General features: G+C 43.9%; 10 protein-coding genes. All 10 read left to right on the forward strand.

The annotated features are described in order from the left end of the window. Window positions 1-89 precede the first annotated feature (89 nt). The 10 genes from purR (at window position 90) to gltB (ending at window position 14,634) form a co-directional block, all read left to right on the forward strand. Entirely contained in the window at window positions 90-914 is an 825-nt protein-coding gene (purR, locus tag A3GY_RS0106665) for a pur operon repressor (protein WP_018030640.1), read from the forward strand. Window positions 915-1,180: 266 nt separating this feature from the next. After that, complete coding sequence (rpsL, locus tag A3GY_RS0106670; protein WP_018030641.1) at window positions 1,181-1,594, forward strand: 30S ribosomal protein S12; 414 nt, start codon at window positions 1,181-1,183, stop codon at window positions 1,592-1,594. Window positions 1,595-1,610: 16 nt separating this feature from the next. After that, complete coding sequence (gene rpsG / locus A3GY_RS0106675; RefSeq protein WP_018030642.1) at window positions 1,611-2,081, forward strand: 30S ribosomal protein S7; 471 nt, start codon at window positions 1,611-1,613, stop codon at window positions 2,079-2,081. Window positions 2,082-2,417: 336 nt separating this feature from the next. Then, entirely contained in the window at window positions 2,418-4,499 is a 2,082-nt protein-coding gene (gene fusA / locus A3GY_RS0106680; RefSeq protein ID WP_018030643.1) for an elongation factor G, read from the forward strand. A gap of 201 nt (window positions 4,500-4,700) precedes the next feature. Beyond that, a complete protein-coding gene (gene gap / locus A3GY_RS0106685; RefSeq protein WP_018030644.1) occupies window positions 4,701-5,711 on the forward strand; it encodes a type I glyceraldehyde-3-phosphate dehydrogenase in 1,011 nt (336 codons plus the stop codon). A gap of 136 nt (window positions 5,712-5,847) precedes the next feature. Then, window positions 5,848-7,044, forward strand: a complete 1,197-nt coding sequence (locus A3GY_RS0106690) for a phosphoglycerate kinase (protein WP_018030645.1) — start codon at window positions 5,848-5,850, stop codon at window positions 7,042-7,044. 511 nt (window positions 7,045-7,555) lie between these two features. Next, entirely contained in the window at window positions 7,556-8,092 is a 537-nt protein-coding gene (locus A3GY_RS0106695) for an FUSC family protein (RefSeq protein WP_018030646.1), read from the forward strand. A gap of 88 nt (window positions 8,093-8,180) precedes the next feature. Then, entirely contained in the window at window positions 8,181-8,540 is a 360-nt protein-coding gene (locus tag A3GY_RS0106700) for a MerR family transcriptional regulator (protein ID WP_026161965.1), read from the forward strand. A 55-nt stretch (window positions 8,541-8,595) separates the two neighbouring features. Further along, on the forward strand, window positions 8,596-9,942 hold the full coding sequence (glnA, locus tag A3GY_RS0106705) for a type I glutamate--ammonia ligase (RefSeq protein WP_018030648.1): 1,347 nt from the start codon (window positions 8,596-8,598) through the stop codon (window positions 9,940-9,942). Window positions 9,943-10,116: 174 nt separating this feature from the next. Continuing rightward, on the forward strand, window positions 10,117-14,634 hold the full coding sequence (gene gltB, locus A3GY_RS0106710; RefSeq protein WP_018030649.1) for a glutamate synthase large subunit: 4,518 nt from the start codon (window positions 10,117-10,119) through the stop codon (window positions 14,632-14,634).

Genomic DNA, 14,634 nt, shown 5'->3' on the forward strand with positions numbered 1-14,634 from the left:
AACGAAAAAGACGAGCTTATTTAAGAATAATGTTCGTTTTTTGCTGCCTAATGTGGTATAATAATCAAAAACATAAAGTGGAGTACAGTATGAAATTACGGCGCAGTGAACGTATGGTGGTTATCTCAAACTATCTCATCAACAACCCTTATCAACTCATTAGTTTAAATACGTTTGCAGAAAAATACGAAACAGCTAAATCGTCTATTTCTGAAGACATTGGAATTGTCAAAAAAGCTTTCGAGGAAGCAGGGATTGGTCAGGTTGAGACGGTGACTGGGGCGAGTGGAGGTGTTCTCTTTACGCCTTCTATCTCATCTGAGGAGGCCAAGTCTATTGCTGAAGGCCTCTGTCAAAGACTGTCGGAGAGTGACCGTATTTTACCGGGGGGCTATATTTACCTGTCAGACCTCTTGAGTACACCAAGCATTCTCAAAAAAGTCGGTCGGATTATTGCCAAGGCATTTTCTGGCCAGCAAATTGATGCGGTTATGACCGTTGCGACCAAGGGCGTTCCGTTGGCTAATGCTGTCGCAGAAATCCTCAACGTTCCTTTTGTCATCGTCCGCCGAGATTTAAAGATTACAGAAGGCTCAACGGTGTCAGTTAACTATGCTTCGGGGTCTAGCGACCGTATTGAAAAAATGTTTTTGTCCAAGAGAAGCCTTAAGCCCAACAGCAATGTTCTTATTGTGGACGATTTCTTGAAAGGTGGCGGGACCATATCGGGTATGGTTAGCCTGCTGAGTGAGTTTGACTGCCATTTAGTTGGTGTGGCTGTTTTTGCAGACAATAAGCAAATCAAGCGGAACCTTTTTGTGGATTACAAATCCTTATTGACGGTTTCAAAGATTGATGTGAAAAACAAAAAAGTTGATGTTGAGATCGGCAATCTTTTTGATGGGGGAGTCTGACATCATCATAGGATTTGACTGAACCAAGAAGATTATTTCAGAGCCTCAGAATGAGGCTCTTTTTCCTGCTCAGGAGTTTCGTTGTCTCAACAAAAAAGAATTGACACTGACCTCGTTTTGTGTTATTATATTGGACGGTACTTTTTACTTTTGGTCTCTCAAAAGTGTACAGAGACGTGCTGACAAATGTTGCAAAAGTACACCACGATAAAGACTGTCACCAAGTGCTTTATCAACCAAAAATAAAAAAATACAGGAGAATGTAGATGCCTACAATCAATCAGTTGGTACGTAAACCACGTAAGTCTAAAGTAGAAAAATCTAAATCACCAGCATTGAACATTGGTTATAACAGCCATAAAAAAGTTCAAACGAAGATTGCTGCCCCTCAAAAACGCGGTGTTGCAACTCGTGTTGGTACGATGACACCTAGGAAACCTAACTCAGCTCTTCGTAAATTTGCCCGTGTACGTTTGAGTAACCTTATTGAAGTGACTGCTTACATTCCAGGTATCGGTCACAACCTGCAAGAACACAGTGTGGTTCTTATCCGCGGCGGTCGTGTCAAAGACCTTCCAGGGGTACGTTACCATATCGTTCGTGGTGCACTGGATACAGCAGGTGTTGCTGATCGTAAACAAGGCCGTTCTAAATACGGTGCTAAAAAACCAAAAGCATAAGAAGGGAGATTAGGAAATGAGTCGTAAAAACCGTGCGCCTAAGCGCGAAGTATTGCCAGATCCGTTGTACAATTCAAAACTTGTAACACGTCTTATCAACCGTGTTATGCTTGATGGGAAACGCGGGACAGCTGCAACAATTGTCTACGGAGCTTTTGATCAGATTAAAGAAGCTTCAGACACAGATGCACTTGAAGTGTTTGAGACAGCAATGGAAAATATCATGCCTGTCCTTGAAGTACGTGCCCGTCGTGTTGGTGGGTCTAACTACCAAGTTCCAGTTGAAGTTCGTCCAGAACGTCGCACCACTCTAGGTCTTCGTTGGTTGGTTAATGCTTCACGTGCTCGTGGTGAACATACTATGAAGGATCGTCTTGCAAAAGAAATTCTTGATGCTGCTAATAACTCAGGTGCAGCAGTTAAGAAACGTGAAGACACTCATAAGATGGCTGAAGCTAACCGTGCCTTCGCCCACTTCCGCTGGTAAGATTAAGATACCAAGGGCGGGCGTACAGGTGAAAAATAGGAAGATGACGCTGGTTGTTTACAACCAAGGAAACTTATCTTTTTTCACTGGCAGTACGCCGGCCGGGTTCAGTTAAGATAGGACATTTGTAGCTAAAATTCAACTAAGAATAAGTGCAAAGAGTTAGCACGCTAGGTTTGCTACTCATACTTAGTTCTATTAGAGCTGGGCTGTCGTCCATCATTTTCCACAGGAAAAAATAAAAAACGATGCGAGAACGGGTAGGTCCTGCCTATCCGTTCTTTATGAATATGCTATAATAAAAAAGCAAAATAAATTTTTATAGGAGAAAACCAAATGGCTCGCGAATTTTCACTTGAAAAAACTCGTAATATCGGTATCATGGCTCACGTTGATGCTGGTAAAACAACTACAACTGAGCGTATTCTTTACTATACTGGTAAAATCCATAAAATCGGTGAAACACACGAAGGTGCGTCACAGATGGACTGGATGGAACAAGAACAAGAACGTGGTATCACCATTACATCTGCCGCAACAACTGCGCAATGGAACGACCACCGTGTCAACATCATCGACACACCGGGGCACGTTGACTTCACCATCGAAGTACAGCGTTCTCTCCGTGTATTGGATGGTGCAGTTACCGTTCTTGACTCACAGTCAGGTGTAGAGCCTCAGACTGAAACAGTTTGGCGTCAGGCGACTGAATATGGGGTTCCTCGTATCGTATTTGCCAACAAAATGGATAAAATCGGTGCAGATTTCCTTTACTCAGTAAGTACCCTTCATGACCGCCTGCAAGCAAACGCACATCCAATTCAGCTGCCAATCGGAGCTGAAGATGATTTCCGCGGAATCATCGACTTGATTAAGATGAAAGCTGAAATTTATACCAATGACCTTGGTACTGATATCAAGGAAGAAGATATTCCAGCGGACTACCTTGAGCAAGCACAAGAATACCGTGAAAAATTGGTGGAAGCAGTTGCGGAAACTGATGAAGAGCTGATGATGAAGTACCTTGAAGGTGAAGAAATTACAGAAGCAGAATTAAAAGCTGCTATCCGTAAAGCGACCATCAATGTTGAATTCTTCCCAGTACTTTGTGGATCTGCCTTCAAGAACAAAGGTGTTCAGCTGATGTTGGATGCGGTTATTGATTACCTGCCAAGTCCGCTTGATATTCCAGCAATCAAAGGAATCAATCCAGATACCGACGAAGAAGAAACACGTCCAGCGTCTGATGATGAACCATTTGCGGCTCTTGCTTTCAAGATTATGACAGACCCATTCGTAGGTCGTTTGACCTTCTTCCGTGTTTACTCAGGTGTGCTTAACAGCGGTTCATACGTTCTTAACACTACCAAAGGCAAACGCGAACGTATCGGACGTATCCTACAAATGCACGCTAACAGCCGTCAAGAAATTGAAACAGTTTATGCTGGTGATATTGCCGCTGCTGTTGGTTTGAAAGATACCACAACTGGTGATTCATTGACTGATGAAAAAGCTAAAATCATCTTGGAATCTATCAACGTTCCAGAACCGGTTATCCAACTCATGGTTGAGCCAAAATCTAAGGCTGACCAAGATAAAATGGGTGTTGCCCTGCAGAAACTAGCTGAAGAAGATCCAACCTTCCGCGTTGAAACAAACGTTGAAACGGGTGAAACAGTTATCTCTGGTATGGGAGAACTCCATCTGGATGTCCTTGTTGACCGTATGAAACGTGAATTCAAGGTTGAAGCAAACGTTGGTGCTCCACAGGTATCTTACCGTGAAACCTTCCGTGCTTCTACACAGGCTCGTGGATTCTTCAAGCGTCAATCTGGTGGTAAAGGTCAGTTTGGTGATGTTTGGATTGAGTTCACACCAAACGAAGAAGGTAAAGGCTTTGAGTTTGAAAATGCTATCGTCGGTGGTGTGGTTCCGCGTGAATTTATCCCTGCCGTTGAAAAAGGCTTGGTTGAGTCAATGGCAAACGGTGTCCTTGCTGGTTACCCGATCGTTGACGTGAAAGCAAAACTTTACGATGGTTCCTACCATGATGTCGATTCATCAGAAACAGCCTTCAAGATTGCGGCATCTCTGGCGCTGAAAGAAGCTGCGAAAACAGCTCAGCCAGCTATCCTTGAGCCAATGATGCTTGTCACTGTTACTGTTCCTGAAGAAAATCTTGGTGATGTTATGGGCCACGTGACTGCACGTCGCGGTCGTGTTGATGGTATGGAAGCCCACGGAAACAGTCAAATCGTCCGTGCTTATGTACCACTTGCGGAGATGTTTGGTTATGCAACTGTTCTTCGTTCAGCATCTCAAGGACGCGGTACTTTCATGATGGTATTTGACCACTATGAAGACGTTCCTAAGTCTGTTCAAGAAGAAATTATCAAGAAAAATTCTGGTGAAGCTTAATGAATGAAGACACCCTGCAAGGGTGTCTTTTTCTTTTCAGAAAGTCTAAAATCATTTGCAATTTTATAGGAATAGTTATATAATAAACTTGTTGAAGGGTTAGTTTGTACCTTTATAAGTTAATCTTTTCACAATAGGTTATTAAAAGGCTGGTCCTTTTAAAATAAAATTTTTTTGATTTTCATAAGGAGGAAATCACGAATGGTAGTTAAAGTTGGTATTAACGGTTTCGGTCGTATTGGTCGTCTTGCTTTCCGTCGCATCCAAAATGTTGAGGGTGTTGAAGTAACACGTATCAATGACTTGACAGATCCAAACATGCTTGCACACTTGTTGAAATACGACACTACTCAAGGTCGTTTCGATGGAACTGTTGAAGTTAAAGAAGGCGGATTTGAAGTTAACGGTAAATTTGTGAAAGTTTCTGCTGAACGCGATCCTGAACAAATTGACTGGGCAGCTGACGGAGTAGAAATCGTTCTTGAAGCAACTGGATTCTTCGCTAACAAAGCTGGTGCTGAAAAACACTTGCATGAAGGCGGCGCTAAAAAAGTTGTTATCACTGCTCCTGGCGGAAACGATGTTAAAACAGTTGTATTTAACACTAACCATGATATCCTTGATGGTACTGAAACAGTTATCTCAGGTGCTTCATGTACTACAAACTGTCTTGCACCAATGGCTAAAGCCCTTCAAGATAACTTTGGTATTGTTGAAGGTTTGATGACTACAATTCACGCTTATACAGGTGACCAAATGATTCTTGACGGACCACACCGTGGTGGTGACCTTCGTCGTGCGCGTGCTGGTGCTGCCAACATTGTTCCTAACTCAACTGGTGCAGCAAAAGCTATCGGTCTTGTTATCCCAGAATTGAACGGAAAACTTGACGGTGCTGCACAACGCGTACCTACTCCAACAGGATCTGTAACAGAGTTGGTTGCTGTTCTTGAGAAAAATGTAACAGTTGAAGAAGTAAATGCTGCGATGAAAGCTGCTGCAACTGAGTCATACGGCTACACTGAAGACCAAATCGTATCATCAGATATCGTTGGTATCTCATACGGTTCATTGTTTGACGCAACTCAAACTAAAGTTCTTGATGTTGACGGTAAACAATTGGTGAAAGTTGTTTCTTGGTATGACAACGAAATGTCTTACACTTCACAGCTTGTACGTACTCTTGAGTACTTCGCAAAAATCGCTAAATAAGAATTTATGAGCGATGAGAAAGAGAGCCTAGGCTCTCTTTTTTTGAAAATAAAGGAAACTTTTTGGTTCTTATACCTGACTGATTGAAATTATGGTATAATTGACCTGTATAAAAATTTTTAAGGAGTCTTAACTAATGGCAAAATTGACTGTTAAAGATGTTGATTTGAAAGGCAAGAAAGTTTTGGTTCGTGTGGACTTTAACGTGCCTTTGAAAGATGGCGTTATCACAAACGACAACCGTATCACCGCAGCTCTTCCAACTATTAAGTACATCATCGAGCAAGGTGGCCGTGCTATTCTCTTCTCTCACCTAGGCCGTGTTAAAGAAGAAGCAGACAAAGCAGGCAAATCTCTGGCACCAGTAGCGGCTGACTTGGCGGCTAAATTGGGTCAAGAAGTTGCTTTCCCAGGCGTTACTCGTGGAGCTGAATTGGAAGCTGCTATTGATGCGCTGGAAGATGGTCAAGTTCTTCTTGTTGAAAACACTCGTTTCGAAGATGTGGATGGTAAGAAAGAATCTAAAAATGATCCAGAACTTGGTCAATACTGGGCTTCACTTGGTGATGGTATCTTCGTAAACGATGCCTTTGGTACAGCTCACCGTGCCCACGCGTCAAACGTAGGTATTTCTGCAAACGTGGAAAAAGCAGTAGCTGGTTTCCTTTTGGAAAATGAAATTGCCTACATCCAAGAAGCTGTTGACAACCCAGTTCGTCCATTCATCGCCATCCTTGGTGGTTCAAAAGTTTCCGATAAAATCGGTGTCATCGAAAACCTTCTTGAAAAAGCTGACAAAGTTCTTATCGGTGGTGGGATGACTTATACCTTCTACAAGGCACAAGGTATCGAAATCGGTAACTCACTGGTGGAAGAAGACAAGCTTGACATCGCTAAAGAATTGCTTGAAAAATCAAATGGCAAACTGATCTTGCCAGTTGATTCAAAAGAAGCCAATGCCTTTGCAGGCTATGATGTAGTCCGTGATACAGAAGGCGAAGCTGTTTCTGAAGGCTTCCTTGGTCTGGACATCGGTCCAAAATCTATCGCTAAATTTGACGAAGAATTAACTGGTGCTAAAACAGTGGTTTGGAATGGTCCTATGGGTGTCTTTGAAAACCCAGACTTCCAAGCGGGTACTATCGGTGTGATGGACGCTATCGTGAAACAACCAGGCGTGAAATCTATCATCGGTGGTGGTGACTCAGCCGCAGCAGCCATCAACCTCGGCCGTGCAGACAAATTCTCATGGATCTCAACAGGCGGCGGTGCGTCAATGGAACTCCTTGAAGGTAAGGTCTTGCCAGGTCTTGCAGCATTGACTGAAAAATAGGCGGTAAGTCAGGAATCTACGATTCCGTAGACGCACCCCCGCAAGGCTGAATAGGTTGGTCACAAGCGTAGCGAAGTGAACTGCCATTCAGCTACTGCGCATGAAAGATATACAACGAAAAGAGTTGGGCAACCAGCTCTTTTTCTAGTGCATCGCGTAGAGTTTCTACGAAGCTAGGCGAGTTAGAAAGTCTAGCAAGGTATAAAGTATTACCAGGCTTGGCTGCTTTGACTGAAAAATAGGCAGTCAGTCAGCTCAAAATATCAAGGTTAAAAAACGACAGGTTTCCTGTCGTTTTTTGTCTGTTGTTATTGATAGTAGAGTATTCCTTAAAACAGAGTGAGTTTGCGACCTCACAAGGCTAAATACTCGCTGACAATCTCAGCAAAGCGAACTGCTTCTGCATTTTAAAGCAAAAATCAGGATTGCCAACTTTTTCTGTGCGCTGAAAGCGAATGAATACTCCACAAAGTAGCTCAGACGTGTTAGAATAGAGGGTGAGGAAGAGAGAATGAAGCTGCTAAAAAAATATAAATTTGATATTAAGAAGTTTAAACTGGGAATGCGGACTGCAAAATCAGGTTTTGCTGTCTTTTTGGTTCTGCTTTTATTTGGTTTGTTTGGCTGGAAGGGTCTGCAGATTGGCGCTTTGACGGCAGTCTTTAGCCTGAGAGAAGATTTTGATAAAAGTGTGCATTTTGGAGCCTCGCGTGTGGTGGGGAATAGTATCGGTGGTTTTTATGCCCTTGTATTTTATGTTCTTAATGTTTTTTTTCATGGGCAATTTTGGGTTGTCGTTGTTTTTGTTCCGATACTAACCATGTTGACCATTATGACGAATGTGGCTATGGACAATAAGCCGGGGATTATAGGCGGTGTCTCGGCGCTTTTGATTATTTCTCTCTCGATACCTGCACACGAAACTATTTTTTATGTCTTTGCCAGAGTCTTTGAGACCTTTATGGGAGTCTTTATTGCTATCTTGGTGAATTCTGATTTTGAACGTCTGATTGGATATGTTAATAAGAAAAAGAAGGATGAGAAGTAATTTTCATTCTTTTATGTTAGAAAATATAACATTTGCACTTGACAGGTCAGAATTTTCAGAATATAATAAGGGGGTGAAAGGAGCTTATATGGGAGAAAAAGAGTTGAGACGCTCAATGTCTGTCTTTCCGATTGGGACGGTTATGAAATTAACGGACTTATCCGCCCGACAAATTCGGTATTACGAAGAGCAGGGTCTATTAACCCCTAATCGTAGCGAAGGCAATCGGCGCTTGTATTCACTTAATGATATGGATCGCCTGCTTGAAATTCGAGATTTTCTAGAAGAGGGTCTTAATATTGTTGCTATCAAAAAAGAATATGCCAAACGAAAAGATCAGCAGCGTCTAGCCCAAAAGACCCTTACTGATGAAGATGTTCGTCGTATTTTACAAGACGAACTTAGAGCTCAAGGCGGCTTTCAGCAGCCATCGCATCGCTTACGTTAATGTCACATTCTGATGTGTCTAAATATATTTTTTTAATCAAAAAAGGAGATTACTTATGTCAATTACTGCAAATGATATCAGACGCGATATCAAGGAAAAAAACGTTACTTTTCTTCGACTGATGTTCACTGACATTTTGGGGATTATGAAAAATGTTGAAATTCCTGCCACAGACGAGCAAATTGAAAAAATTCTTTCTAATAAAGCGATGTTCGATGGTTCGTCAATTGAAGGTTTTGTCCGCATCAATGAGTCTGATATGTATTTGTATCCTGATCTTGATACATGGACTGTTTTTCCTTGGGGAGATGAAAATGGCCGTGTTGCAGGCTTGATCTGTGATATTTACACACCAGAAGGTGAACCATTTGCAGGAGATCCACGCGGAAACTTAAAACGTGCGCTGAAACATATGCAAGAACTTGGTTTTAGCTCTTTCAACCTTGGTCCTGAACCTGAATTTTTCCTATTTAAACTGGATGAAAAAGGGGAACCGACGCTGGATGTTAATGATAAGGGTGGGTATTTTGACCTAGCGCCAACCGACCTTGCAGACAATACTCGCCGTGAAATTGTTAATGTGCTGACAGACATGGGCTTTGAAGTTGAAGCTAGTCACCACGAGGTAGCTGTGGGGCAGCACGAGATTGACTTTAAGTATGAGGAAGTTTTAAAAGCTTGTGACAAGATTCAGCTCTTCAAACTGGTTGTTAAGACCATTGCGCGTAAACACGGTCTTTATGCAACCTTTATGGCTAAGCCAAAATTTGGAATCAACGGTTCAGGAATGCACTGTAACATGTCTCTCTTCACTCCAGATGGAAAAAATGCTTTCTTTGACCCAGAAGATCCAAAGGGCATGCAGTTATCCGAAAATGCTTACTATTTCCTCGGCGGCTTGATGAAGCATGCTTATAACTTCACAGCCGTGATGAATCCAACGGTTAACTCATACAAACGCTTGGTTCCTGGTTATGAAGCACCTGTCTATATTGCTTGGGCTGGCCGTAACCGTTCCCCATTGATTCGTGTGCCTGCTTCTCGTGGCATGAGTACCCGTCTTGAACTGCGTTCGGTTGATCCGACTGCCAACCCTTATTTGGCACTGGCCGTCCTTCTTGAATCTGGACTTGATGGAATTGAAAATAAAATTGAGGCACCGGCACCGGTTGAGTCTAACATCTATGTGATGACTGAGGCGGAACGTAAGGCGGCTGGTATCGCTGATCTGCCTTCAACGCTGCGCAATGCTGTTAAAGCCCTTCAGGAAGACGATGTTGTGAAAGCGGCTCTGGGAAGTCATATCACCACAAACTTTGTGGAGGCTAAAAAAATCGAATGGGCTAGTTATGCGACCTTTGTGTCACAATGGGAAGTGGAAAACTACCTGGATCTTTATTAATTGCTTTTGTTCATTGTTAAGCAAGGCAACCTTCGGGTTGCTTTCTTTGTCAAAATAATTGCTTGAATTTTCAGATTTTTTCTTAATGAAATCTGTTCTAATTAAGTTTCTTGTGGTATAATTTTTTCATCAGTTTTATCATTATGAGACACTATTGATAGTAGGAGTAAATGTATGAAAGAAGCTGCTTTGAAAGCACAGCAAACAACACTCTGGGATCCTTCTTTTGAATCCGATGCCTGTGGAATGGGTTTTGTCGCTCATATTGAAGGAGAAGCCAGTCATACTCTCATTGAGTATGCCCTGACCATGTTAGAAAGAATGAACCATCGAGGCGGTACAGGGGCAGAACCTGATACAGGAGATGGAGCTGGAATGCTGGTGGCCATGCCGGATGAATTTTTCCGACTGAAGGCTCAGGAGGCCGACATTGTCCTGCCACAGTTTGGTGACTATGCGGTTGCTCAGCTTTTCTTGCCACAAGATAAGCTGGCCAAAAGTATTTTACAGGATAGTGTTATTAGTGAGATTGAGAAGGGCGGTTTTCATGTGCTTCTTGCACGTGATGTACCTTTTCATTATGACAACTGCGGTCCTGCGGCTCAGGATATCATGCCTAGTTTCGTCCAGCTGTTTATTGAAAAACCGACAGATACTGACAGCGGACGTGTCTTTGAAGATAAGCTCTTTCGTCTGCGACGCCATCTTGAAAAAACCTTTGCGACAGATGAGCTTTTTATTTGCTCGCTCTCAAGCAAAACCATCGTTTACAAAGGGATGCTGCATGCCTTCCAGGTACGTCTCTTCTATCCGGACTTGATTGATGAACACTTTAAGTCGCATATTGCCTTGACGCATTCGCGCTTCTCTACCAATACATTTCCATCATGGGATCGGGCTCAACCGTTTCGCTTCTTAGCCCATAATGGTGAAATCAACACCCTCCGTGGAGCAGAAAATTGGATGCACAGCCATCAGATTGATGTTTATAATGAGGAACATTCTGATTCTGCCAAACTAGAAAACTGCTTAGAGTACCTCTATCGTCACGGACGGGACATTCCTCAGAGTCTCTTGATGATGGTTCCCGAAGCTTGGGGCGAAGATGCTGGCTTATCAGATGAGCTGTCAGCCTTCTATGAATATTCGTCCAGCTTTGTCGCTCCTTGGGACGGACCTGCGGCCCTTGTCTTTACTGACGGTGATATGGTTGGGGCGCGCCTTGACCGTAATGGACTCCGACCAAGTCGCTATTCAAGGACTAAGGATAATTTCTTGATCTGCTCCAGTGAGTCAGGTGTTGTTGATTTAGAGCCTAGTCGAGTACTGGAAAAAGGGGTATTAGGACCTGGGAACATGATGCTCATTGATACCCGAAAAGGTCTCCTCTTGAAAAATGAAGAGGTTAAGGCTCATTATGCTAAACAGCACCCCTATCAAGACTGGGTTAAGAACAATATTGCCTTATTGGATGATTTTGCGGAAGCCGAACAAGAACCACAGACCTATGATGTCAATCAAATGTGGAAGATTTTTGGTTACACCGATGAGGTCATTCGGACGGTCTTACTGCCAATGGCTGAAAAAGGGGAAGAGCCGGTTATTTCCATGGGGTTTGACAGCCCTCTGGCTGTTTTATCCGACAAGCCACAGTCACTCTTCACTTATTTTAAACAGCAATTTGCTCAAGTAACCAATCCTCCGATTGATGCGATTCGAGAGCAGCTAGTCGTTTCGACCAATGTTTATTTGGGCGGTGATGGTGATATTCGCCGTGATGGGGCGGATAACTGTGTCAAGGTAAGGATTGAGAGTCCAATCCTTTCTAGCCGAGATTTTGCCAAGTTGGCAGCTCTGAAGGATGAACGTTATCAGGCGACAAGCCTGTCAACCGTTTACGATTTAGGCGGCTCAGATCATAATCGCCTTCAGCATGCCCTGGAAGATCTTTTCAAGCAGGCTGAGGAAGCAGTGGATAAGGGGAGTAAGATTATTATTCTTTCGGACCGTCAGGTTCAGGAAGGCCAGTTGGCAATTCCAATCCTTTTAGCGGTATCCGGACTTAATAATTATATGGTTGTTAAAGGGAAAGCCAGTCAGTTTTCAATTGTTGTCGATACAGCTGAGGCTTTTGAGGTGCATCATTTTGCAACCTTAGTTGGCTTTGGAGCAACTGCGGTTCACCCTTACGGAGCCTACGCAACCTTGGCTGCTTTTGATAAGACAGCTGACAGTTTTGAGAAATATCGTAAGGCTTCTGAAAAAGGCCTCGTTAAAGTAATGAGTCGAATGGGGATTTCGACTGTTCTCGGTTATAAAGGTGCCCAGTTATTTGAAGCCATCGGTCTGTCTGAACAGGTTGTTGACCGTTATTTTACGGGAACAGCGACTCGAATCAATGGGCTATCACTTAATCAGATTGAAAAGGAATACTTAGAACGTGTCGCCTTTGCTTTTGGCCCTAAAGCCAATGATTATCTACCGTCTGGCGGTTCTTTCCAGTTTAAAACAGATGGTGAATACCACCTCTTTAATCCCAAGACCATCTATAATTTCCAACAGGCGGTTCGGCGTGGGGATTACGGTCTCTTTAAACAATACTCAACAGAACTAGACAAGGAAGCCTTAGAGCAGCCAACGACTCTGCGTGCCATGTGGGAGTTTCAGTCTAGTCGTCCCGCAGTAGATCTTTCCGAGGTCGAACCAGCTCAGGAAATTGTCAAGCGCTTCAAGGTGGGGGCCATGAGTTTTGGGTCCTTATCCAAGGAGGCGCATGAAACAATTGCTGAAGCCATGAATCGGATAGGTGCTAAGTCAAACTCTGGTGAAGGTGGTGAAAATCGAAAACGTTTCAAACCTCAGGCAGATGGACGTAACCTTAACTCGAAAATCAAACAGGTCGCTTCTGGTCGTTTTGGTGTTAATGCAGAATACCTGATGTCGGCTGAAGAACTACAGATTAAATTGGCACAGGGAGCAAAACCTGGTGAAGGCGGTCAGCTGCCTGGGCAAAAGGTCTTTCCTTGGGTAGCTGAGATTCGTGGGGCTACACCAGGTGTTCGTCTCATCTCGCCTCCGCCGCATCATGATATTTATTCTATTGAAGATTTGGCCCAACTCATCTACGATCTGAAAGCAATCAACCCTTATGCCCAAATCAATGTCAAGTTGGTGTCAAGTACAGGTGTAGGGACCATTGCTACCGGCTGTGTCAAGGCGGGTGCAGATAAGGTCGTTATTTCAGGGTATGATGGCGGCACAGGAGCTTCTCCGCGAAATTCTGTCCGCGATGCAGGCCTGCCTTGGGAAATGGGCTTGGCTGAAGCCCATCAAACCCTTTCTCTCAATCGTCTTCGCCAGCGAATGACCTTGGAGACGGACGGTAAATTGATGACAGGGCGTGATTTGGCTATTGCTACTTTGCTTGGTGCAGAAGAATACTCTTTTGCCAGTCTTGCTTTAGTCTCTGTGGGCTGTGTCATGATGCGGGTGTGCTCGCTCAATACCTGCCCAGTTGGGGTGGCAACCCAAAATCCTGATTTGCGCAAGCACTTTGCTGGTAAACCAGAACATGTTATCAATATGATGCTGTTTATGGCAGAAGAACTTCGTGAATACATGGCAGAATTAGGCTTCCGCTCAGTTGATGAGATGGTTGGACATGCGGAGGTGCTGAAGGCTAAGTTTGTTCCCAAAGGGAAGGCCAAATCATTGGACTTTTCCCGTGTTATTGGGAACAGCTTCCCAATTGCTGCCAAAACAGAAGATCCTTTCGCTGATGCTCGCCAGTGGAAAGAACTGGACGGATTTGCTACAGCCGCTATTGAGAGTGGTGTGGGTGTGACGGTTAGAAATACCATCAACAATGTTCAGCGTTCTGTCGGAAGCCGAATGGCGGGCTGGATTGCTGAAAGATATGGGAATCAGACCGTAGAAGCCGGACTCATCAAATATGAATATAAGGGGATTGCAGGCCAGAGTTTTGCAAGTTTCATCCCGCAAGGAATGGAATTAACCCTCATCGGAGAGGCCAATGACTACATTGCCAAGTCCATGTCAGGAGGGCGTCTGATTGTGAAGCCGCCACATGATGCAGCTTATGATGTCGAGAATTCGCCGATTGTCGGTAATGTTTCTCTTTTTGGTGCTGTCAATGGGGAGGCCTACTTTGCTGGGCGTGCAGGTGAGCGCTTCTGTGTCCGTAACTCAGGTGCGAAGGTTGTCGTTGAAGGGGTCGGTGCCCACGGCTGTGAATACATGACAGGCGGTGTTGCGGTTATCCTAGGAACAACCGGCCGCAATTTCGCAGCTGGAATGAGTGGCGGCGTGGCTTATGTCTATGATGCTGATGGTCACTTTAAGGATAAGGTCAATAGAGAAATGGTTGATCTATACGCAGTTGGAGAGACAAGAGGCGATGAGATTCTTAAAGAAATGATAGAGCAGCATTTAGCTTACACCGGCAGTCAAAAGGCGGCGCGTCTTCTTGATGACTGGGATAATCAGGTCAGAAAATTCGTCAAAGTTTATCCGACAGAATTCCATGAAATCAATGATCTTGAATTTGCGCTAGCCAAGCGCGGTCTCAGCGGAGATGAACTGGAATTGACAACATTTGAAATTGCAACAGGCGGTCAGGAAACTGCTCAGGAAAGAGCAGACCTGCTGGCTACAGTAACAGGAGGGAATTGA

Origin of the sequence: Streptococcus ferus DSM 20646, assembly GCF_000372425.1 — a bacterium.
In the GTDB taxonomy this organism is placed as follows: Bacteria; Bacillota; Bacilli; order Lactobacillales; family Streptococcaceae; genus Streptococcus; species Streptococcus ferus.

What these genes read in the sequence shown, in the direction of transcription:
- purR (WP_018030640.1), top strand. Translation starts at nt 90, where the DNA reads ATGAAATTACGGCGCAGTGAACGTATGGTGGTTATCTCAAACTATCTC.
- rpsL (WP_018030641.1), top strand. Translation starts at nt 1,181, where the DNA reads ATGCCTACAATCAATCAGTTGGTACGTAAACCACGTAAGTCTAAAGTA.
- rpsG (WP_018030642.1), top strand. Translation starts at nt 1,611, where the DNA reads ATGAGTCGTAAAAACCGTGCGCCTAAGCGCGAAGTATTGCCAGATCCG.
- fusA (WP_018030643.1), top strand. Translation starts at nt 2,418, where the DNA reads ATGGCTCGCGAATTTTCACTTGAAAAAACTCGTAATATCGGTATCATG.
- gap (WP_018030644.1), top strand. Translation starts at nt 4,701, where the DNA reads ATGGTAGTTAAAGTTGGTATTAACGGTTTCGGTCGTATTGGTCGTCTT.
- A3GY_RS0106690 (WP_018030645.1), top strand. Translation starts at nt 5,848, where the DNA reads ATGGCAAAATTGACTGTTAAAGATGTTGATTTGAAAGGCAAGAAAGTT.
- A3GY_RS0106695 (WP_018030646.1), top strand. Translation starts at nt 7,556, where the DNA reads ATGAAGCTGCTAAAAAAATATAAATTTGATATTAAGAAGTTTAAACTG.
- A3GY_RS0106700 (WP_026161965.1), top strand. Translation starts at nt 8,181, where the DNA reads ATGGGAGAAAAAGAGTTGAGACGCTCAATGTCTGTCTTTCCGATTGGG.
- glnA (WP_018030648.1), top strand. Translation starts at nt 8,596, where the DNA reads ATGTCAATTACTGCAAATGATATCAGACGCGATATCAAGGAAAAAAAC.
- gltB (WP_018030649.1), top strand. Translation starts at nt 10,117, where the DNA reads ATGAAAGAAGCTGCTTTGAAAGCACAGCAAACAACACTCTGGGATCCT.